This window comes from Glutamicibacter sp. FR1, assembly GCF_047300825.1.
Taxonomy (GTDB): domain Bacteria; phylum Actinomycetota; class Actinomycetes; order Actinomycetales; family Micrococcaceae; genus Glutamicibacter; species Glutamicibacter nicotianae.
Genome location: NZ_CP178602.1, coordinates 1,405,908 through 1,427,033, shown reverse-complemented (window position 1 = coordinate 1,427,033; position 21,126 = coordinate 1,405,908). Strand labels below are relative to the sequence as shown.

12 protein-coding genes are annotated in these 21,126 nt (G+C 61.2%); 9 read left to right on the top strand and 3 right to left on the bottom strand.

The annotated features are described in order from the left end of the window. Positions 1-35: 35 nt before the first annotated feature. The gene (locus ACLQ8T_RS06980) at positions 36-761 is read right to left on the bottom strand and encodes an NUDIX hydrolase (protein ID WP_204721704.1); all 726 of its coding nucleotides are present in this window, start codon (positions 759-761) and stop codon (positions 36-38) included. A gap of 115 nt (positions 762-876) precedes the next feature. On the opposite strand from ACLQ8T_RS06980, the gene ACLQ8T_RS06975 reads away from it, so the two are divergent. Next, the gene (locus ACLQ8T_RS06975; protein WP_246857151.1) at positions 877-1,626 is read left to right on the top strand and encodes an alpha/beta fold hydrolase; all 750 of its coding nucleotides are present in this window, start codon (positions 877-879) and stop codon (positions 1,624-1,626) included. 100 nt (positions 1,627-1,726) lie between these two features. Here the strand turns inward: ACLQ8T_RS06975 and ACLQ8T_RS06970 are convergent, their stop codons facing one another. Beyond that, the gene (locus ACLQ8T_RS06970) at positions 1,727-2,506 is read right to left on the bottom strand and encodes a helix-turn-helix transcriptional regulator (protein ID WP_149596711.1); all 780 of its coding nucleotides are present in this window, start codon (positions 2,504-2,506) and stop codon (positions 1,727-1,729) included. Positions 2,507-2,591: 85 nt separating this feature from the next. Between ACLQ8T_RS06970 and ilvD the strand changes: the two genes are divergently transcribed. Together ilvD and ACLQ8T_RS06960 are read left to right on the top strand one after the other, a co-directional pair. Continuing rightward, positions 2,592-4,511, top strand: coding sequence for a dihydroxy-acid dehydratase (gene ilvD, locus ACLQ8T_RS06965; RefSeq protein ID WP_128470556.1), 1,920 nt, complete (start codon positions 2,592-2,594; stop codon positions 4,509-4,511). Positions 4,512-4,891: 380 nt separating this feature from the next. Next, positions 4,892-6,511 (top strand): hypothetical protein, encoded by a 1,620-nt coding sequence (locus tag ACLQ8T_RS06960; protein ID WP_413456166.1) that lies wholly within the window; start codon positions 4,892-4,894, stop codon positions 6,509-6,511. 256 nt (positions 6,512-6,767) lie between these two features. On the opposite strand, the gene ACLQ8T_RS06955 is transcribed toward ACLQ8T_RS06960, so the two are convergent. Then, positions 6,768-14,342 carry a hypothetical protein gene (locus tag ACLQ8T_RS06955; protein ID WP_413456165.1) on the bottom strand — a complete coding sequence of 2,525 codons (7,575 nt, stop codon included), beginning with the start codon at positions 14,340-14,342 and terminating at the stop codon, positions 6,768-6,770. Between ACLQ8T_RS06955 and ACLQ8T_RS06950 the strand changes: the two genes are divergently transcribed. The 6 genes from ACLQ8T_RS06950 to ACLQ8T_RS06925 all read left to right on the top strand — a co-directional run bounded on the left by ACLQ8T_RS06950 (position 14,341) and on the right by ACLQ8T_RS06925 (position 21,085). Then, complete coding sequence (locus tag ACLQ8T_RS06950; RefSeq protein ID WP_413456164.1) at positions 14,341-14,751, top strand: hypothetical protein; 411 nt, start codon at positions 14,341-14,343, stop codon at positions 14,749-14,751. The genes ACLQ8T_RS06955 and ACLQ8T_RS06950 overlap by 2 nt on opposite strands. 776 nt (positions 14,752-15,527) lie before the next feature. Further along, complete coding sequence (locus ACLQ8T_RS06945; protein WP_413456163.1) at positions 15,528-16,607, top strand: efflux RND transporter periplasmic adaptor subunit; 1,080 nt, start codon at positions 15,528-15,530, stop codon at positions 16,605-16,607. Then, positions 16,597-17,304 carry an ABC transporter ATP-binding protein gene (locus tag ACLQ8T_RS06940; RefSeq protein ID WP_413456162.1) on the top strand — a complete coding sequence of 236 codons (708 nt, stop codon included), beginning with the start codon at positions 16,597-16,599 and terminating at the stop codon, positions 17,302-17,304. Before ACLQ8T_RS06945 ends, ACLQ8T_RS06940 begins: the two co-directional genes overlap by 11 nt. After that, positions 17,301-18,536 carry an ABC transporter permease gene (locus ACLQ8T_RS06935; RefSeq protein ID WP_413456161.1) on the top strand — a complete coding sequence of 412 codons (1,236 nt, stop codon included), beginning with the start codon at positions 17,301-17,303 and terminating at the stop codon, positions 18,534-18,536. The genes ACLQ8T_RS06940 and ACLQ8T_RS06935 overlap by 4 nt, the downstream gene beginning before the upstream one ends. Positions 18,537-18,923: 387 nt before the next feature. Further along, complete coding sequence (locus ACLQ8T_RS06930) at positions 18,924-20,426, top strand: fumarylacetoacetate hydrolase family protein (protein ID WP_413456160.1); 1,503 nt, start codon at positions 18,924-18,926, stop codon at positions 20,424-20,426. After that, on the top strand, positions 20,426-21,085 hold the full coding sequence (locus ACLQ8T_RS06925) for a GntR family transcriptional regulator (protein WP_052253786.1): 660 nt from the start codon (positions 20,426-20,428) through the stop codon (positions 21,083-21,085). Before ACLQ8T_RS06930 ends, ACLQ8T_RS06925 begins: the two co-directional genes overlap by 1 nt. The last annotated feature ends 41 nt before the right edge of the window (positions 21,086-21,126 follow it).

The window sequence follows — 21,126 nt, the reverse complement described above, 5'->3', positions numbered from 1 at the left end:
ACAGGATGACGGTGAATAAGTATGGATGTTGCTTGCTAGTCGTGCAGCGGGTCGACTTCCAAAGGGTCAGGCCCGTGCCCCACGTAGCGGTAGAGCCGAGGAGGCCGGTGCTGTCCGCCAGCCAGATACTCATCGGTTTCCTCGATGGAAGCCGTGCTCTTGAGCGTGCGGCGGAAGTTCGCGGGATCCAGGCGCCGTCCGAGGATGGCCTCGTAGACTCCGCGCAGTGCCGCCAAGGTGAAGCGCTCCCCCAGCAGTCGATGCGCGATCTGCCCGTATTCGGTCTTGTTGCGCAGCCGCCACATGGCGTAGTCCAGGATCTTCCGGTGATCGAAAGCCATCTGGGCGATCTGCGGGTCATCGATATCGAACCAGGCCACATTGTCGTCTTGGACCGTAGCTCCGACTTGGTCAGCGTTCAGCAGCGCAAAGTAGGCGATGGTGACCAGCCGGTGGGTTGGCGAGCGGTCGATATCGCCGAAAGTGTAGAGCTGCTCCAGGTAGGAGGGGCGTAGACCTGTGGTCTCGGCCAAGTTGCGCCCGGCCGCTTGGCCGAGGGATTCGCGCGGATCAACTGGACCGCCCGGCAGCGCCCACATTCCGGCGTGGGGTTGCCTAACTCGACGGACCACGGGCAAGCAGAGTTTGTCAGGTCCACCGTCCTTGCCTTCACGGATTCCCAGGATCACCGTGGAAACCGCAAGAGCGGGTGCCAGGTTGCGGCGTTCTTCGACGTTCGCCCAGCCAGGTACGGATGACATTTATTCGTGCCTCGTTTTCAGCGCAATCAATTTCGTTAGAGTCATTCTGACATTAACACTCGTGGCACGCTAGCCCGGATCTCATTTCGCCGGTGGATAGCCTATGATCGATGGCATGACTTTGGATCTGAATCTTCGAGTGGTTCGCGCAAACACTGAGGTGAAAAGCCCATCCGTGCTTTTCATCCACGGCTTCGCCTCATCCGGCGAATTGAATTGGGACCGCTCGCGTTGGCTGAAATATTTCACCGATGCGGGACGCGATGTCCTTCTGATTGACTTGCCCGGCCATGGAGAAGACCCTCGACGCAACGACGGCAGCTGGGCGCCTAGCCAGATTCGCCAGGCGCTCGCGGCCATTGTGATGGATCTGGACGAAGGTCCGGTAGATGTCATCGGCTACTCGTTGGGTTCACGTCTCGCCTGGGAATTCGCCGCTTTCAATCCTGATTTGGTGAATCACCTGGTCATCGGCGGTCCAGGGGCCGGCGATCCGCTGGCCGCCTTCGAATTGGATCAGGCCCGCGCCCATGTCGAGACGGGCGAAAAGATCCATGATGACTACACTGCCACCATCATGCAGATTGCCAAGGCTGAGCCGTCCAATGATCTCTCGGCGCTCTTTGAGCTGATCGAAGCCATCAAGTCCGAGCCGTATGACCCTGCCGCAAAGGTACCGTCAGTCCCGACCTTGCTGGTGGCTGGAGACCAAGATGATCTCGCCACGACCATGCCGCATTTGCGTCGCCTTCTGAAGGACGCGGGAACACGCAATGAAGTGCTGTGGCTGGCAGGACGCAATCACGCCAACGCAGTAACGAGCCGCGAGTTCAAGGAAAAGGCTCTGGAGTTCTTGAAATCCTAGGCGCAATCCCACAACCGGTTGACTGCCCTTCGGAATTTCCGTAGGGCAGTTCGGTTTTAAGTACACCCGTATCAGATCGGACCAGCACCGTAGTCCGATACTACAGCGGCGTGTACATCAACAGGGTCAAGTCCGTGGCTTCGGTAGGGGTCAGGTTGTGCTGCTCGTAGCGGGTCAGCCCCAATTCAGGGTGCCGGAACACCCGTTCGCCGGTGCGGAACCCGGCAACGTCCCGCTCATTCCAGATGGAGGCGAATTCCGGAGAAGCCGCCGAGACCCGGGCAACAATGCCGCTCTCCCCCGACGGGCTGAGCCATCCACGCGTTTCGGCACGGAAGCTTCCGACGAAACCTCGGCTTTGCACTTCCCAGTCCGGCAGCATTTCGCGCAGCTGCGCGTCGGTGAACACCAGCCACAAGAGGTTCCGGTCCTCGCTCTCCAACGACTCTACCCGCGGATACAGCTCCGCGTAGGCCCGGTTCCATCCCAGGATGGTCCAGTCAGCCGAAAGCAAGAAGGCCGGGAACTGCAACGCATCCAGCAAGCGCTGCAGGGCCGGGGTCATTCCGCCGTTGCCAATTGGTTCCAGCTCGCCGTGCCCAGCCAGTGAAAACAGGTACGAGGATTCCACCGGGGTCAGCCGGTACAAGCGTGCCAATGACTGCAAGACCTGGCGGGAGGGATTGATGTCGCGGGCCTGCTCCAGCCAGGTGTACCAGGTAACCGAAACACCGGCCAAGGTGGCGACTTCCTCACGGCGCAAACCTCGCACCCGGCTGCGTCCGATTTCCGGCAGTCCGTGCGATGCCCTGTCAGCCCGGGCTCTGCGGTCCTTGAGGAAGGCCGCGAGCTCTTCTCTGCGTCTCTGGCTTGGATTCACTGGGCCCACCCCTCTGCATGGTAGTAGTACTACTAGTATTGTCACCGTCTGGGTTTGGCGGCAAATATATGGTGAGATTTTAGGTATGACCACACTTCGTTCACACACTGTCACCCATGGCCGCAATATGGCCGGCGCTCGCGCATTGTTCCGCGCAGCCGGCGTGAACGGCGCCGACCTCGGGCGCAAGCCGATCATCGCGGTCTCCAACAGCTTCACCGAGTTCGTTCCCGGACACACCCACCTGCAGCCGGTTGGCCGCATCGTGTCCGAGGCCATCGAGGCAGCCGGCGGCATTCCCCGCGAATTCAACACCATCGCGGTGGATGACGGCATCGCCATGGGCCACGGCGGCATGCTCTACTCCCTGCCGTCCCGCGACCTGATCGCGGACTCCGTGGAGTACATGGTCAACGCCCATTGCGCCGATGCGCTGATCTGCATCTCCAACTGCGACAAGATCACCCCCGGCATGCTCATGGCCGCACTGCGCCTGAACATCCCGACCGTCTTCGTCTCCGGCGGACCCATGGAATCGGGCCGCGCCACCCTGGTTGACGGCACCGTGCGCACCCTGGACCTGGTGGACGCCATCTCCGAGGCAGTGAACGAGAACGTCTCCGATGCCGACCTGCTGCGCATCGAAGAGTCCGCCTGCCCTACCTGCGGCTCCTGCTCCGGCATGTTCACCGCCAACTCGATGAACTGCCTGACCGAGGCCATGGGCCTCTCGCTGCCAGGCAACGGCTCCACCCTGGCCACCCACACCGCGCGCAAGGACCTGTACCAGAACGCCGGCAAGCTGGTGGTCGATATCGCCAACCGCTACTACGGCGAAGATGACGAGACCGTGCTGCCACGCAGCATCGCCACCAAGAAGGCCTTCGGCAACGCCATGGCACTTGATATCGCCATGGGCGGTTCCACCAACACCATCCTGCACTTGCTGGCCGCCGCCCGCGAGGCCGGCGTGGACTTCGGCCTGGATGAGATTGACGAAGTCTCCCGCCGCGTGCCATGCCTGGCCAAGGTGGCACCGAACGCTGCCGGCAACGGCACCATCTACTACATGGAAGATGTCCACCGCGCCGGCGGCATCCCTGCCATCCTTGGCGAATTGCGCCGTGGCGGCCTGCTGGATGAAACCGTGCACACCGTCCACTCGGCAACCCTGGGCGAATGGCTCGATAACTGGGATATCCGCGGCGGCAAGGCGACAAAGGAATCCTTCGACCTGTGGCACGCGGCCCCGGGCGGCAAGCGCTCCTCCACCGCATTCTCGCAGTCCGAGAAGTGGGCGGCACTGGACACCGATGACGCCGAAGGCTGCATCCACTCGGTAGAGAACGCCTACTCCAAGGACGGCGGCCTGGCCGTGCTGCGCGGCAACATCGCCGTGGACGGCGCAGTGGTGAAGACCGCTGGAGTCGACCCGTCGATCTGGACCTTCTCCGGCCCGGCTGTGGTCTGCGAATCCCAGGACGAGGCAGTGGAGAAAATCCTGAACAAGCAGGTGAAGGAAGGCGACGTAGTGGTCATTCGCTACGAAGGACCGAGGGGCGGTCCCGGCATGCAGGAAATGCTCTACCCGACCTCGTTCCTCAAGGGCCGCGGACTGGGCAAGTCCTGCGCGCTGATCACCGATGGCCGCTTCTCCGGCGGCACCTCGGGCCTGTCCATCGGCCACGTCTCCCCCGAGGCGGCCTCCGGCGGCCTGATCGCGCTGGTTGAAGATGGCGATACCATCTCCATCGACATCCCGACCCGCGAGCTGACCCTGAACGTCTCCGACGAGGTGTTGGCCCAGCGCCGCGAGCGACTGATCGCCACCACCGGCTACCACCCGAAGAACCGCGAGCGCGTGGTCTCCCCTGCGTTGCGTGCCTACGCCGCCATGGCGTTGTCCGCAGACAAGGGTGCGGTCCGCGACGTCGACAGCGTGGAACGCGCCATGCGCGAAGCCCACGAGCGTGAAGCTGCAGCCCAGAGCGCATCTCAGATCTAGCCTGTAGGCTTGACCGCGGCAGCAGGCCCGGATCTCTTGTGAAAGAGGTCCGGGCCTGCTCTGTTTCTGCCGCACTGTTGATGCCTCGGAAACATAACAAAACCGTAGTACCTGATGAATCGCATAACTGCTCCGTTGGCGAATAGCCAGATGCATTTCAACGACGCGCCCACCTGCCAACGGCGACTACAGGCTAATCGAAACGTGGCATCTTCATTTGACCGCGCTGATTTTCAAGCTCATCATCTGCATGCTCAAAGCAACATTTCTGATGCGCGACATAGCGACAGATAGACTGCTGTTGTCTTCACTTGGCCTCAATTACTTGCTTGAGCCTTGCAACTTGCCATCATGAACCACTTCCGCAGAAAGCCCATTTCATGCCTATCCCAGAAGTTCCCGCACCCGATAATCCAGAATTTATTGGAAACAATGCATCGAGTTCCGAATTGGCCTCACAAGCATCCGATATCGCATTGCTGGAGGTTGGTGACGGATATGCGATGCTTTTCGCTAATCATGCTCCAAAAGACGTTGATCTCCTCGGCTTCGACTTGCTGGGGCAGAATGCAAGCCAAAGCATGGTTGACCACTTCTCTACTGCAACCGGAGTAGGAAACCTGGCTGCTGTTGGCTTATCCGCATTGCCCCAACTTCAGGGACTTGTCCGCCTTGCTCCGGAATCATTGCATATATTGAACCAATCAGGTAATACGCTAATGCAGTCCGCAGGCCAGAGCATGGGCACGATAGTGAATAGCAGTGGAACCATCGTTGCACAAGCTCGATTCCTGCCCGCAGGAATAGCTCCGGCGGGTGCTCTTGGACCGGTAGCTGCTCCAGCAATGGTCCTTTTGGCCATTCAGCTCCAACTGGCTTCCATCTCGCGCAAAGTCGACGAGAACATCGAGCTAACGCGAGACGTGTTGCGTGCAATCCACGAGGATCAGTGGGCCACCTTGATCGGATTGCATGAAACCAGTATTCGTGCGCTCCAGGAGGCAGACGCCGCCGGAACCGTCAACAATCATATCTTCGCCCCATTGGCTACTCGCGAAGCAGATCTGCGCAAGTGCCGAAAGTTGTTCGTCGACTTCGTGCGAGATCATGTCAAGCACCTCGCCGATGATGCCAAATCACGACGAAGCTATATCAAGCAAAATTTTGACCAGATCATCGCCGACTCCCACGGCATGTTAATGGCTGAGTTCGCTTGGTACCGCGCTCAGGTACTTCGCGGAGTCCTCATCAGCCGGGACTCGGAGGAATCAGAGGCCAACAATCGATTGCTTTCCCATCATGTCGAGGAAACGAATTCTGCGCATGAAGAAGCAATGGGTGAAGTCATCAAGTTGCTCGCAGAAGTTGAAAGTCACGTGCGCTTACTCGCGCTCCTGCCTGCTGCTCGAAGTCTTCCATTCACTGGTAAGCGCCGCAGCTTAGACGACGCGCTCAAGATGGCGGATGCGCTGGCAACTACAGTGGCTGACTTACGCAACCAGCTACACTCTGGACGAGATAAATTGGCACCAGCGGTTCCAGTCTTCAAGGAAGGCATGCCAGACAAGCTTGCAGACATTCTTACCTGGGCGCTCCCGGAAAATGCCCAGCTGTTGGCCTTGGCGGATGCGAATCAAGAAAAGCTGCTCACCAACAACGTTTACCTCGGAATTACCAATGATTCATTCTTTGTCGCAGACCAGAGCGATCTCAACAAAGAAGGCGCCATTGAAAATGTAGTTCCCCTGGCAGATGTCCGTTACGTGCGATTCGCGGAACGGACGAAAAAGGGCCCCAAACTGGACGTCATAACCAGGGACGAGAATTACTCGTTTACTTTTGATTCTTGGGCGGCCGAAGGTGCAGCGCTTGAAGCTACTCAGCGAATGGCAAACATCTTTGCTAGCACCATGAACCTTCCCGCCGAAGAGCAACGGACGGATCCGCTGTTGGTGCCCAGCTTGGAAGGTAAAGCCGTTCAGGACCAGATCGAGTCGTAGGTCTATTCCGCCGACGGTCGGAAGTTACGTTCCGCTTCGGCCGAGCCAGCAGGATTAGCATCAACGAACGGTTCACTCGCGACGCTCTCCGAATTAGTTTTGACCGCGACGTCCGCCTGGCGCACTGAACGAAGCAGGCCCGGACCTCTTAGCAAATTCGAGGTCCGGGCCTGCTCTGTTGATTCTGCATTTGCCCGGCACGCCGAATGCCGGCCCTGCCCCGAAAGGCAGAACCGGCATCCAGCTGGCGCACGGACTATGGGTTCCGGCGACGGTACCGAAGCAGGATCAATGCTCCGGCGATAATCACCATCCCTGCAGCCCCTGCCAGCCACAACGTGACCTGGTCAAGGCCGGTTGCTGCGAGCGGTGCTGGCGGGGCAGGTGGTGCTGCCGGCGCTGGCGGTGCCGGAGGAGCTGGCGGTGCCGGAGGAGCTGGCGGTGCCGGTGGCGCTGCCTGCGGAGCCTCGGAGCAAACTTCCACGTCCGCCGAATCCGAATTGTTCGAGTCCTCGCCGGATGCCTCCGGGATTATCGCGGTATTCGTCATCGTCCGGCACTTGCCGGCAATGCCGTCCAAGACCAGTTCGTACGTGAACTTCTTGCTCTGCTCTTCGGCCTTGACCTTGCCCAGTTCCCGTGGATTCTCGGGATTCGTGTAGTCATCGAAGACCGTCACCATCTCATCGGTGGCCGATACCGCTTCGAACTCCAGCGGAGCCTTGGCACTGACCGTCTGCGTGGTTCCTTCCACGTCGGTCCAGCTGGCGTTCACCGTGTTCTCGTGGCCGGTGTAATCGGCCTCAGCAACCGGGGATTCGAAGGAGCAGCTGTACTTCACGGTCCGGGTCTCCCCGGCCAGGAGCATCAGCTTCCCATCCGCCAATCCTTCGATGGAGCAGGTGGCCCCTTCGATGGACAGCTTGTCTTCGAGGAGCACTTGCGTGTCCTTGAAGTCATTCGGGTTGGCCACGGTGATCTCACCGGTGACGGTGAAGTCCTGGTCTTCGTAGCCCTCCAGGTTTGCCTCGACCGTGTACTCGGCCGTGGCTTGTCCATCCGGTTCAACCTCGAACTTCGTTTCCTTCGCATCCTTGCGGATCGACCAGTCGTAGTCCCTGGCGTACTGGGCGTCGGCGCTCTTGGCGATCATCAGTCCCTGCTCGATGCACAGTTGCAGGTCCACCGAGGATTCGTCCTTGCCGTTGCCGTCGGTTTCCTCGTGCACTGCCGCGGTATTGATGTATACCGTGCAGGTACCCGCTTCGGGCTCCAATACCTGTTCGTATTCGAACTGCATTGGCGCTTGCGGGACATGGACTACCCCGAGCACCTTCGGTTCGGCCTCAGGATCCATCATGTCATCGGTGACTGTAACCGATTCGTCCGTGACTGCATCGATCGTGAAGTCGATCGGTGCTTCGGCACGCACCTCGCGGTCATCGAAGGTGGCAATCACGGTGTTGACCGCACCCTCGAAGGCATCGGTGGTGAGCCAGCTGGCCAGTTCGCATTCATACCGGGCCCCCAAGTTCTCCCCGGCATCGAGCACGACCTGCAATCCAGCTGCCGCTTCATCGGCGTCTTCCGCATCGATCCGGCAGCTGGTGCCAGCGGTATCGATCCGGTCTTCCATGGTGGCGGTGATGGAACCGAACTCATTCGGGTTCTGCACCATCACTTCACCGGACAGCCGCAAATTCTGCTCGGCGACTGCGGTGTTGCGAGCTTCCACCCAGTAGTGCGCGATGAACGTGCCATCCTCATTCTGCGTGAGCTTGCTCTGGTCGATCCGCTTCTCTACCTCCCATTCGTAATCCAGGTCCACCAGCCCCTGTGCGGTCTTCTGCAGGCCCAGGGCCTTCTGGCCGCAGAGGGTCACGGTGGTCGAGTCCTCGGCCCCGGTCTGCTTGATCACCGCGGTATTGGTGAACTCCGTGCAGGTGCCGGCTTCGGCCTGGTGGCGCAGGGTGTAGTCGAAGTCGATCGGGGTGCCTTCGGCATTCCAGATCGCTTCGCCCAGCACTACCGGCGACTCGGGGTTGGTCTTATCATCGATGACGGTGACCTGCTTGCCGGTTTCGGCATCCAGCAGGTAGTCCACCGGCGCGGTGGCCGTGGCCATCGAGTCCTCGCCCCAGGTTGCCGTGACGGTGTTGCTGCCGCTGAGCTCATCCGGGGTACCCGAGCAGCTGTAGGGCAGCTGCACCGTGGCGCCGACTCCGTCGCCGCCCACCGGGACCGCGACTTGCAGGCCCTCGGTTTGCGGATCGGCATCCTCGGCTTCGATGGTGCACGTCACCCCTTCGATGCTGATCTCGTCGGTGATGGTGGCCACCGTCGAGGCCGATGCGAAGTGGTTCGGATTCACCAGCACGATCATGCCGTGCACTTCATGCCCGGAATCCTCCGAGCCATCCGGAATGGCCGATACCGTGTAGGAGAAGTCGGCGGTGCCGTCCTCGGCCACGGTGACCTCGGTGCGGTCGGCCTTCTTCTCAAGATCCCAGAAGTAGGTCCGGTCGAAGCTGGCTTCGGCGTCCTTGGTGAGCATCAGGTCGAGCAGGCCGCACAGCTGCACGGTCGCGTCATCGCGCGGATCCTCACCCGCATCGATATCAACCCAGGCGGTGTTCGTGTAGCTCATGCATTCGCCGGCGGGAGCATCATGCTCCAGCTGGTATTCGATGAGCACCGGCGAATCGTCGATGTCCACGGTGCCAAGCAGCACCGGTTCCTCGGGATTCGTCTGGTCATCCCAGATCTCGACCTCGCGGTCGATTTCGGTGTCAAGGGCGAACTCGATCGGCACCTGCGTGCTCGATGCCCGGTCATCGCCCCAGCTGGCCGTCGCGGTGTTGGTGCCGCCGCTGTAGGAGCCGGGATCGACTCCTGCCGAGACATCGCAGCTGTAGCCGACGGTGACCGTCGAGTTGGCCGGGATGCTCACCAGCGATTCCGAGGTGGTGCAGGTGATGCCCTCCAGATCGACCACGTCCTGGATGGTGGCATCGATACCCGTGTACTGGTTCGGGTTGGTGATGGTGATCTTCCCTTCCAGCACCCATCCCGAATCCTCGTGCCCGGTGTTCTCTACCTTGACCACGTAGTCCACCGGCTCACTGGCCGCCGGGTCGGTGGTGATCTTCTCGTCCTGGCCTTCGGCCAGCGACTTCTCGATCTGCCACTGGTAGGTGCGGTCGTACTGGGCGTCAACGGTCTTGCTGATTTCCAGGGCCGCCTCGCGGCAGGCCTCGGCGAGCGCATTGTCCGTCGCGGTGAAGCCGTCATCTCCGGTGAGCGTGGCGACGTTCTCGAAGACCTGGCAGGTGCCTGCCTCGTCCACGGTCCACGTCACCGAGTAGTCCCGGCTTTGCGGCCCATCGGAGACGTCCACGATCCATGGCGGATCGAAGTCGTGGGCGCTGTCGGTGATGGTTACCGTGTCATTCAGCGGCGTCTGGGTCCAGTCGGCTTCCGAGATCTCCACGGTATCCGAGTCCTGGCTGTTGACCGTGCTCAGCGCCTGGGCATCCCAATCCACGGTGGCGGTATTGCTGCCGTCGTAGTCAGGCTGGGATTCGAAGGTGCACGAGTAGGTCATCACCCATTCGGCCCCTGCCGGGATCACCGTCTGGAAGCCGGCTTGCTCGGCGGACATGTCCGCCACCGCTTCACCGCGCACCCCGGTGATCGTGCAGGCCACGTCCCCGCCGGCATCGGCGAAGTCCTGCACCGTAACCGGCGCGTCCTGCCAGTCATTCGGGTTGCTGAGCGTGATTTCTCCGCTCATCGCCCAGTTGCCGTCCTCGTGGCCCTCGGGGGTCACGGTGATCCGGTAGTTCGCCGTGACCTCGCCGGTATTCGGGTTGGCTGCCAGCGGTTGGCCGGAGAGCAGTTCCTTGTCCAGCGACCAGAGGTAGGAGCGGTCGAAGGAGGTCACGACGTTCTTCGCGATATCAAGATCCGCGCCGGCGCACACCGTGGTGCTGGCCGAAGCCGTGTTCTCTTCGCCCTCGCCGGTGGCCTCGTCGAGCACCGCGGTGTTGGTGTACTCGGTGCAGGTTCCGGCAACGCCCTGCAGTTCCAGGTCGTATTCGAAGGCCTTCGGCGATTCCTCGGCGGTGGCGGTGCCGAGCACCACTTCCTGGCCCTCGACGGTCTGGTCATCGGTGATGGTGACTTCGCCGTCGGTCAGCTTCGATTGCTCGAAGCCGAAGCCGACTTCCGTTTCGGCCTGGCGTTCCTGGCCCCAGCTCACCGTTGCGGTATTCGTGTACTGCGCGGTGATGTCGGTGTCCGTGGGCACCTGGCAGTCGTAGTCGAGCGTGATGCTCTCCCCGTCTGCCAGCACGACCTGGAAGCCGTCGGCGCTGCCATCCTCGTCGGTGCCGCCGATGGTGCAGGTGGCTGAAGGGATGGAGAGCACGTCGGCGACCGTGGCCGTCAGTTCCCCGACTTGCGTATTCGGGTTGCTGATGGTGATGGTTCCGGACACCTGCTTCGCGCTGTCCTGGGCTGCGCCGGCGGTGGCCACGACCGTGTAGTGCGCGGTGACCGTGCCGTCGCCGGCGACAGTGAACTCGCTCTGGTCCACCTGCTTCTCCAGCGACCAGTCGTAGTCGCGTTCGTAGCTGGCGTCCACGTCCTTCGTGATGACCAGGTTCTTCTGGTCGCAGATGGAGACGTCTTGCGAGTCCTCGATGTCCTCGCCAGTCAGATCCACCCAGGCGGTGTTCGTGAAGACCAGGCATTCATCGCGTGGCACTTCATAGGTGATCTGGTAGCTGAAGCTCTTTGGAGCGTCGGCGTAGTTCACCGTGCCCAGCAGTACCGGGTCGCCGGATGGATCAGCCTGGTCATCCCAGACGTCAACGGTTGCATCGGTGGTCTCATCGAGGGTGAATTCGATGGGCACCGGCTGGCTTTCGGCCTGCAGCCCGTCGCCCCAGCTGACAATCGCCGTATTGGTGTGGCCGGTGTAGTCGGCCTCGGCAACGGCCGATGCATCGCAGGTGTAGTCCACGGTGATCGAGTCGCCGCGCGGCACCACTTGCTGCATGCCCGCCATGCCCGGATTCGAGTCCTCGGCCACGATGGTGCAGGCGGCTGAGAGGGTGTTCTCGTCGCTGATCGTCACTTCGAGATCTTCGAAGTCGTTGGGATTATTCACGGTAATGGATCCGGAAAGCTGCTGCCCGGAATCCTGATAGCCGGTGTTGTCCACCAGCAACGTGTAATCGACGGTAGCTGTTCCGTCTTCCTCGACCACGACATCTGGCCGCTGGCCTTCGGCCAGCTGCTTGTCGATGCTCCACAGGTAGGTGCGGTCATAACTGGCCGTCACGTCCTTGGTAACGGTCAGGCCTGCCTGGCGGCATGCCTCGACCTCGGCGTCATCGCTCTTGACCAGCTGGTTGCTGCCGGTGATCGTGGCGGTGTTCATGAAGCTCTGGCACGTGCCTGCTTCGTCCACGGTCCAGGTGTATGAATAGGTCCTGGTCTGCGGGCCATCGGAGTAGCTGATGGTCCAGGCCGGATCGAATTCATGCAGCGGATCGGTGACGGTCACCGTCTCGTTCAGCGGTGTCTGCGTCCAGTCGTCCGCATCGACGTCAACCACCTTGGTGGCGCTGGATGATGCGGTGGACGCTTCGCTGGCTGACCAGGTGACCTCGGCGGTATTGCTGCCTTCATAGTTCGGCTGCGATTCAAAGGTGCAGCTGTAGGTGAAGGTCAGCGTTTCGGAGGCATCCAGAGTCGCCTGGAAGCCCGGAGCGGCCGGATCGGCATCCATCGTGTCCGGGTCGCCGACAATGCCGACGACCTGGCAGGTGGCTCCCCCGCCCACATCGACCTGGTCGGTGACGGTCACGTCAACCGATTGCCAGTCGTTGGGGTTGGTTACGGTGATGGTTCCGCTCATGGCCCAGTCGCTGTCCGTGTAGCTTTCGGGAGTGACGGTGACCGAGTACTCGGCGGTGAATTCGCCGGTTTCAGGATCCGCGGTGAACGGCTGCTCGCCCAGGGCATTCTTGACGATGCTCCAGTCGTAGCTGCGGTTGAAGCTGGAGACGACCAGTTTCTCGATGCTCAGGTCCTGGCCGATGCAGATTTCCACCGTGGCATCATCAGTCAGTGTTTCCCCGTCATCCGTGGCGAGGCTGGCGATGTTCTTGTAGTCGGTGCATTGGCCGAGCACGCCATCCCATTCGATGGTGTAGGCGAAGGTCTTCGGACTGTCAGCTACCGTGACCGTGTTGCCGCCCTCGATGCCCGACAGGTCGAATTCGCTATCGGTGACAGTTACTTCGTCATCCGTCACCGTTGGCGAAACGTCCGCGAAGTCGTAGCCGGCCGAGGCGCTGGCCTGGCCATCTGTGCCGTAGTAGTCCTCCGCGTCCCAGGTTGCCGTGACCGTGTTGGTGCCGGCGCTACCGGCGCTGGTTCCCTCGGGCAGGTCGCATTCATAAGTGAAGGACGTCTCGCCTGGCTGTATAGTCAGCGGGTTGGTGATCGGCGATCCGCCAGCGGAAATGACGCAGTTGGCGCCGTCGAGCTGGTCGACCAGGGAAACCCCTGTCATCGCCGTATCATTCGGGTTGTTCACGGTGATGGTGCCGGACAACTCGAAGTTGCTGTCCTGGGCCTCGCTGGCGGTGGCGACCACGTTGTAGTCGACCTCCACTCCGGTGGCCGTCGCCTCTACCGTGGCTTCCTGGCCTTCGGCCAAGGACTTGACCAGATCCCAGTCGTAGTCGCGGTCATAGGATGCCTGCACATCCTTTTGGAGCGTGAGCTCCTCATAGGTGGTCTTCGTATTGGTGAAAGTACAAGTGACTTCATCATTGTCGACCAACTCGAAGGTGATGGACGTCCCGCTGCGAATTGCGGCGGCACCGGTGCAGGTGATATCAGATAGATTCCATCCCGCTGGCAGGCTGTTCTCTGTAACGGTTACCGTGGACGGAGCCACGGTGTAGGTGATGCTGCTTGGCAGGTCCGCACCTGTATCTGAATCCGCGCTGTCATCGAGGTTGAATGACGTCGAGTCGCCGAAGCGGTCCTCAGCGAGCGTGAACGCGAAGTCCGTGCCGTCGGCAGGTACTGCGTCCTTGATGATGGTCACGAAGCCCGCTTGGACCGCACCTGCCTGAATCTGGTTGTCCCGTTGGCCAACGGACTTGCAATTCAGCGATGAAATCACGACGTGATACGGTGACCCGTTGATCGACGAAGCGCCGGTGCCCGGCCCGTGATCCAGTTCGGAGGCGATATGCGCATCGAAGAGCAGAGTGACGTCTGATTCTTCGCCTTCGGTTCCGTCGACCCACAGCGTGATATAGACGGTGTCGACGCGGTCATCCCCGCTCCCCTCGACAACGGTCCAGCCCGTGATCTCGGCCCCCGTAGCGGATTGGTTGAGCAGATAGTCGTAGGCCCACTTGCCGGCCTGCTTGACCTGGTACTTGATGACCAGCTCATTCTCGCCTGCTGGCAGGGTCATTTCCACGCGCTGGTGCACGACGCCACCTTCATAGAGGCCGTCGTGCACGTTGCCGTTGGCATAGTCCGGCATCTCGTCTGACTTCTGCATGAAGGTGTCGACCGAACCCTCGCCTGCGTTGTACTCGCAGGTTACCGGTTCCCCTGGCTCTAGGGCCGCGGCAGCAAGCGGCTCGCGGGCCGCTGCCGAAGACTCGGCAGACTCCTCCGATTCCGAAACTTCGGCCTTCGGCTGCGCAAGTTTCGGCGAAGCCGTGTCCTTCAGCTTCTTTTCCTGCTTGGGTGCCACCGATTCCACACGTTCCGATTTAGGTGCTGGTTTCATGGTTTCCGCTGATTTTGGCTGGTCCGGCTTCTCAGATTCTGGTGCAGGTGCCGGGGCCGGCTCGGGTTCGGCTACTGCATCTTTGTCAGGAGCCGATGCCTTGGTACGGTTTTCTGCTTCAGCAGCTGGCGATTCCTCCGCCATGGTTGCCTCTGAAGATTCCTCAGCTTCGACCGCTGTTTCCTCTGTGGACTTCGTGTCCACGGCGGCTGCGGAGTCCTCCGATTCAGTTGCCGGCTGTGTGGCCGCGGTTTCTTCCCCAACAGAAGTTTCGGCGGCAACTGCCATGCCCGGAATGGTCATGACAAAACACAAGGAAATTGACGAAATTATCGCCAAAAATGGCTTTAAAGATCCTTTTAAAATAGTTTTGCGGCGCGAATTTGGCACAAAAGTGCCACGCCTTTGATGCCTAGACATTTCTCCCCCATACAAGAATGTCCAGAGTGGATCGCGCGGCGTGTAAGTGCGATCCACCCGAAAAAGAGCGAGCGGTAGTAAGGCTCTGACCTCAGATAATAAAAGCCTGGCCTAAGATGCAGCCACCCCATGTGGCTCAACTACTCAGGATGAGTTCCCCAATGCATCTAGAGATGCGAAATGAATGCGAGTGTTTCAATTCGTCTTTAAATCCCCCAATTCAAGACAACGATATGCCGACATCGTACGCCGGGATCCAGGTTTTTGCCAGCATTTGGAGGGAAATAATTTTGGCACAGAATGAAGCAAATGATGCACTTCTTCCTCTGTGGATTAAACCGTCTTGTCATCCCCGCTATTCTCGATCCTGGCACTGTCCGAACACCGGAATCGCGCGGTCGGGACATCCAGATCGACCCCATTTAACGGTGCACGCCATACCGCGGGGCCACGTCCGGTTCCGCTGCGCGCAGGGCTCCCAGCGTCACCTGTTCCGTGATCCCTGCTGCGCCAGGAAGAAGGCTGGGCGTTCAGCGTGCCAATCGCCTTTGGAGGCCCCCTGGCAATCGACGCCACGGCGTTCCGCACAGGGCTCCTCGCGCGCAACGAACTCAAATGCACCCTTCGATCAGTAATTTGACTAGCGGGTCTGACTAGCAAAGTAAAAATACATCTCAATCTGATAAAGGTTACGCGTTTCTCTTGATTAGGCTTGGAGGTTGCAGTTGGCTCGGGTAATTTTTGTATGGTGAAAAGAGCAACTCTATGAGCCAACGCCGCGCGTTCCGCCGCGTTTTCCTTCCCGCTGCCTGGCTGGTCATCGGCGCCTTGATCGCCGTCAGCCTCGTGAAGCTCGCGTTTGCCGGCGGTACTTCCGCCGCCGACGACGACCTGTTCCCCACCGGAGAAATCCCGGCCGAGACCGTTCTTGCCGAAAAAGCAACGATCGAGAACAAGTTGACCATCCCCGGAACCATCAAGCTCACCGAATCCAAAGAGCTGAACGCTCCCGTGGACGGCGTCGTCAACTGGGCCTTCGTCAAACCCGGTGACAACGTCTCCCTTGGCGATCGCATCTTCCAGGTCCGCACAGAGTCCCAGCCGGAAGTCGCTGAAGCCAGCGACTCAGACACCGAGGGTTCCGAAGGCGAACAGTTGCCGCTGGAAGCTGCTCCCGTCGTGAAGTACCACGATGTCTACGCATCGGCCACCGGCAAGGTAGGCGCTTTCCAGATCGAGATTGGCGATGACGTCACCAAGGGCACGGGCCTCGGCTCCATCCAGCCGCAGGAATTCCTGGCGGCCGGTTCGATCGATCCGCTGGATCGCTACCGCCTGATGGACGAAACCCTCGAAGCAACGATCACTATTGACGGCGGGCCGGAGCCCTTCACGTGCAAGGATCTGTCTGTCGGGGACAGCGCGTCGAAGAAATCCAGCGCCAGCACGGCGGAGCAGGATATGGAATCGTCCATGGATCCAATGGCCACCGGCGAATCTCCTCAGAGCTCTTCAAGCAGCGAGATTTCTTGTGCTGTTCCAGCTGACGTCGTGGTCTTTGATGGGCTGAGCATGAACATGGAAATCGATGCTGGCACCGTCGAGGATGCAGTGACCGTACCGGTATCGGCAGTCCGCGGCTTGGTTGGCCAGGGCGCGGTGTGGAAGCTGGATGAGAACGGCAAGGAGATCCGCACCGAAGTAGAGCTGGGCGTGACCGATGGAAAGATCATCGAGGTGGTTTCCGGGCTGAAGGACGAGACCGAAATCCTTCGGTTCGTCCCGGGATCCACCCCGGCGCCAGGTGAAATGATGCAGATGGAGCCCTACCCAGATGAGTGGTGAGCCATTGCTGAAGCTCGAGGACGTCACCCGCAGCGTCCGGCTGCCCGATGACAGCGAGCTGCATATCCTCAACGGGATTGATCTCACCGTATCCGAGGGAGACCACATAGCAATCGTCGGACGTTCGGGCACCGGGAAGTCCACGTTGCTGAACATCCTGGGCCTGCTTGATCGTCCGACCAGCGGCAGCCTGCTGTGGCGCGGCAAGGATGCCGTCCGGCTGAGCGCCAAGCAGGCTGCGCATGCCCGCGGTCGCGACCTCGGGTTCGTCTTCCAGCAGTTCAACCTCCTGCCCGGACGCACAGCACTGGAAAATGTCATGGCTCCGCTGATGTATGCCAGCGGCCGCGACTTCTGGAATCGGCGCAAGCTGGCCACCGAGGCGCTGGAACGTGTCGGGTTGGGCGGGCGCCTGGATTCAATGCCGCAGACCCTCTCGGGCGGCGAGCAGCAGCGCGTGGCGATTGCCCGCGCGCTGGTTCGCCGTCCCCGCGTGGTGCTGGCCGACGAACCGACCGGCGCATTGGATGTCAGCACCGGACGTGCAGTCATGGAACTGCTGGATTCCGCCACGGTTGATTCGGGAGCGGCCCTGATCACCATCACGCACGACAGCAATGTGGCGGCCCTGGCACGTGGGCAGTTCCGCCTCGATTCAGGGCGGCTGCATCCGCTCAGCGAGGTCGTGGTCCGATGAATGCTCTTGCACGCCTGGCCACCGGATTTGCCGCAGCATTGCTGGAAGCATGGCAGGAACTGCGCATCCACAAATTGCGGGTGCTGCTCTCCTTGATTGGCGTGACCGTTGCCGTGGCATCGCTGACCACCGCCCTGGCCGGCGCCGGCATGGCCCGGCAGATGATGACCGAAAGCCTTGAACGCGACGGCCGTCCCGCAATGATCACCACCTATGCCTTCGATGCACGCTCGGATGGAGGTCCGCAGGGCGATGATTCGGTGGCGCAGGCTTTCGAGAAGACCAGCGAGCGCTTCAAGATCGACTACACCACGATGGTTGGACGCAGCTACGACCAGCGGGTCTCATATCAGGGTATGGCCCTTGAAGCGGAAACCCTGGTGGTTGAGCCGGACTACGCCCCGATGCACCGACTGGTCATGAGCCAGGGCCGCTGGCTGGAATCCGAGGATGCGCTAAATCTGTCACCCGCCGTGGTGGTTGACCAGAACATCATGAGGGAATTGGGATTGGAAGGCCAGCGCCTGCCGCTCGCCGTCGACTTGGTGAGCAACGGCAACGCCGTGTCTGTCACGGTCATCGGCACCGCCAGTTCCCGATCCTTCGGGATGTCTGGCCAGTTGTGGATGCTGCCGGCCACCTATGACCATTGGTTCGCAGGCCAATCCCCGATGAATGAAGTGGCCTACAAGATGTGGGTGCCTATCGACGGATCCGAGGAGTTGGCTATGCACTTTGGCCAGCAGATGCAGGCCGAGCTTCCTGGCTTCACCGTCGATTCCCACCGCGAGGATTACCTGATGTGGGGTGCTGATGAGAGCCTGAATCAACTAGCACTAGTGGTTTCCGGCATTGCAGTGATCATCTTGCTGCTTGGCTCGCTGAGCCTGCTGAACGTTGCGATGGTGACCATGAAGCAGCGCATTCGCGAAGTCGGCATCCGCCGCAGCTTCGGCGCCACCACCGGCCGGGTATTCTTCTCGGTCATGATGGAGAGCGTGGTCGCCACCGCGGTGGCCGGCGCCCTGGGCGTGCTGATCTCCGTGGCTCTTGTTTCCAATGAGAGCTTGCTGAACATGGTGCTCGCTACCGAGCTGGACCAGATGCCGCCCTTCCCGCTTGATGCCGCACTGCTGGGCATGGGAGTCTCCGTTGCGGTGGGCGCGCTCACCGGCGTGCTCCCGGCACTGGTGGCAGCGCGAGTGAAGATCGTGGATGCCATCCGCGTGTAGGCCACGGCCTGCCCTGCCACTTGAACAACTTAATAGCACGAGGCGCTGGCCGGGGAATTCTCTCAGGCCAGCGCCGTTTTTAACGCGGTTTTCAACCTATACGGGTCCCTAGCGGAATATCAGATCCGCCGGCTCCCGGCCTCCGCAAGTCATTCCTGTCAGCAATTGCGCGCTATCGTACATTCGATCTGATGCCCTGATTTCGACGATTCTGGAAAACTCTCGGCGGCGCCAAATTTCGTGTGACTCTGCGGAATTTCCGGCCTTCGATGCCATCTGGCTGAATGATTCCTGCTTCCCGCTTGACACCGCCTGAGATTGGGACCAAACTGATCGTATACGATTTGATGTACGAAATGATGTTCGACGAAAGCAGGCCGATCAACGGTGAGCAATATTGTCCCAGTAACCGAAGAGACCTTCGTGCAGGCAGGCAAGATCCTTGCCGTACACCTGAGCTACTCCTCGCGTGCGGCGCAGCGTGGACGCACCCCGAAATTCCCCAGCTACTTTATGAAGGCCACCAGCTCGCTGGCCGCCAGCGGTTCAACCGTGGAACGCCCTGCCGGCACCGAGCTGCTCGCCTTCGAGGGCGAAATCGCACTGATCATCGGCAAGGCCGCCCGCCGAGTCTCGGTTGAGGACGCCTGGAGCTACGTCGGACAGGTCACCGCGTCGAACGACCTGGGCGTGCACGACATGAAGTACGCGGACAAGGGCTCGAACATCCGCTCGAAGTCCGGCGACGGCTACACCCCTCTCGGCCCCAACGCGCTGGATGCTTCCACCCTGGATCCTGCCAAGCTGCGCGTGCAGACCTGGGTCAACGGCCAGCTCGCCCAGGATGCCGACACCTCGGAACTGCTCTTCTCCTTCGCCACCATCGTGGCCGACCTGTCCCAGCAGATGACCCTGCAGCCAGGCGATATCATCCTCACCGGCACCCCTGCCGGCTCCACCGTCTTCTTTCCGGGCGATGTCGTCGAGGTCGAGGTCACCGACCTGGTTTCCGGCGCATCCACCGGCAAGCTGAAGACCACCGCCACCGAGGGCACCGAAGCCTTCGCCGCGTTCGGCAACCAGCCAATGGTCACCGACAAGGACAAGGAAGACGCCTACGGCGATCGCGAGAGCGCCGGCATGGAACCCCTGATTACCGGCAAGTCGGTGCTGACCGACAAGGTCCGCGAGCAGCTGGCCTCGGTCGCTACCGCCACCCTGTCCGCCACCCTGCGCAAGCGCGGGTTGAACAACGTGAACATCGAGGTTCCCGGTGCCACCAAGGGCATGCAGCGCGTGATCGGCACCGCCCGCACCCTGCGCTACATCCCGAACCGCGAGGACCTGTTCAAGGCCCACGGCGGCGGCTACAACATGCAGAAGCAGTCCATCGACTCGCTCAAGGACGGCGAAATCCTGGTCATGGAAGCCCGCGGCGAGACGGGTTCGGCCACCCTGGGCGACATCCTGGCCCTGCGTTCCCAGCAGCTCGGTGCCGCTGGCATCATCTCCGATGGCGGCGTGCGCGACCTGGATGCGGTATCCAACCTTCAGATCCCGGTCTTCTACAACGGCGCCCACCCGGCAGTGCTCGGCCGCAAGCACGTGGCCTGGGACAAGGACATCACCGTGGCCTGCGGCGGCGTGTCCGTGCAGCCGGGCGACGTGATCGTGGCCGACTCCGATGGCATCGTGGTCATCCCGCCGGCCATGGTGGCCGAGGTCGCCGCCGAGGCAGCGGTCACCGAGTCCAATGACGAATTCATCTTCGCCATGGTCAAGCGAGGCCACGGCATCGAAGGCCTGTTCCCGATGAACGCCGAGTGGAAGGCCAAGTACAACGCCTGGAAGGACGCAGGCAGCCCGGATCTGGACTCATGGTCACTGTAATGACTGCTTCCAAGTCCGAGGCGGCCTACCAGCTGGTCTCCGAGCGCATCGTCAACGGGGCATACTCCCCCGGCTACCGGCTGGTGCTGGGCACCATTGCCGATGAGCTGGGCTGCTCCGTGGTTCCGGTGCGCGAGGCGATCCGCCGGCTGGAGGCCGAAGGGCTGGTCCACTTCACCCGAAACGTCGGGGCTACGGTGGCCCATGTGGATTCCACGCTCTACCTGCACACCATGCAGACGCTGATGGTCATCGAGCCGGCCGCCACCGCGCTGGCCGCCGATGCCATGGACGCCAAGTGGCTCGCCGAGGCGCGGGCGCTGAACGAGAAGATGCGCCAATGCCTGGAGGATTTCGACCCGGTGTCCTTCACCCGGATGAACACCGAATTCCACCAGCTGCTCTACGGCCAGTGCCCCAACCCGCACATCCTGGACCTGGTCCAGCGCGGATGGCGGCGGCTGGCGGCGATGCGCGCGAGCTCCTTCACGCACATCCCGAATCGGGCCCGCGCCTCGGTTGAGGAACACGAGAAGCTGCTGGATCTGATTGCCGATCACGCCACCCCGGCGCAGATCGAGGCCGCGGCGCGCGAGCACCGCGCCCGCACCCTGAACGCCTACCTCAAGGCAGCCGGCATGGCACCGAGCGCCATCTAGCCGGCAGCCCCTGCACTACCCATAGTTTTGCCCAAAGTCAT

Excerpts from the sequence above, each read along its gene's own strand:
- ACLQ8T_RS06980 (WP_204721704.1), bottom strand. The coding sequence starts at position 761 with ATGTCATCCGTACCTGGCTGGGCGAACGTCGAAGAACGCCGCAACCTG.
- ACLQ8T_RS06935 (WP_413456161.1), top strand. The coding sequence starts at position 17,301 with ATGAATGCTCTTGCACGCCTGGCCACCGGATTTGCCGCAGCATTGCTG.
- ACLQ8T_RS06950 (WP_413456164.1), top strand. The coding sequence starts at position 14,341 with ATGGTTTCCGCTGATTTTGGCTGGTCCGGCTTCTCAGATTCTGGTGCA.
- ACLQ8T_RS06925 (WP_052253786.1), top strand. The coding sequence starts at position 20,426 with ATGACTGCTTCCAAGTCCGAGGCGGCCTACCAGCTGGTCTCCGAGCGC.
- ACLQ8T_RS06940 (WP_413456162.1), top strand. The coding sequence starts at position 16,597 with ATGAGTGGTGAGCCATTGCTGAAGCTCGAGGACGTCACCCGCAGCGTC.
- ACLQ8T_RS06960 (WP_413456166.1), top strand. The coding sequence starts at position 4,892 with ATGCCTATCCCAGAAGTTCCCGCACCCGATAATCCAGAATTTATTGGA.
- ACLQ8T_RS06955 (WP_413456165.1), bottom strand. The coding sequence starts at position 14,342 with ATGAAACCAGCACCTAAATCGGAACGTGTGGAATCGGTGGCACCCAAG.
- ACLQ8T_RS06975 (WP_246857151.1), top strand. The coding sequence starts at position 877 with ATGACTTTGGATCTGAATCTTCGAGTGGTTCGCGCAAACACTGAGGTG.
- ACLQ8T_RS06945 (WP_413456163.1), top strand. The coding sequence starts at position 15,528 with ATGAGCCAACGCCGCGCGTTCCGCCGCGTTTTCCTTCCCGCTGCCTGG.
- ilvD (WP_128470556.1), top strand. The coding sequence starts at position 2,592 with ATGACCACACTTCGTTCACACACTGTCACCCATGGCCGCAATATGGCC.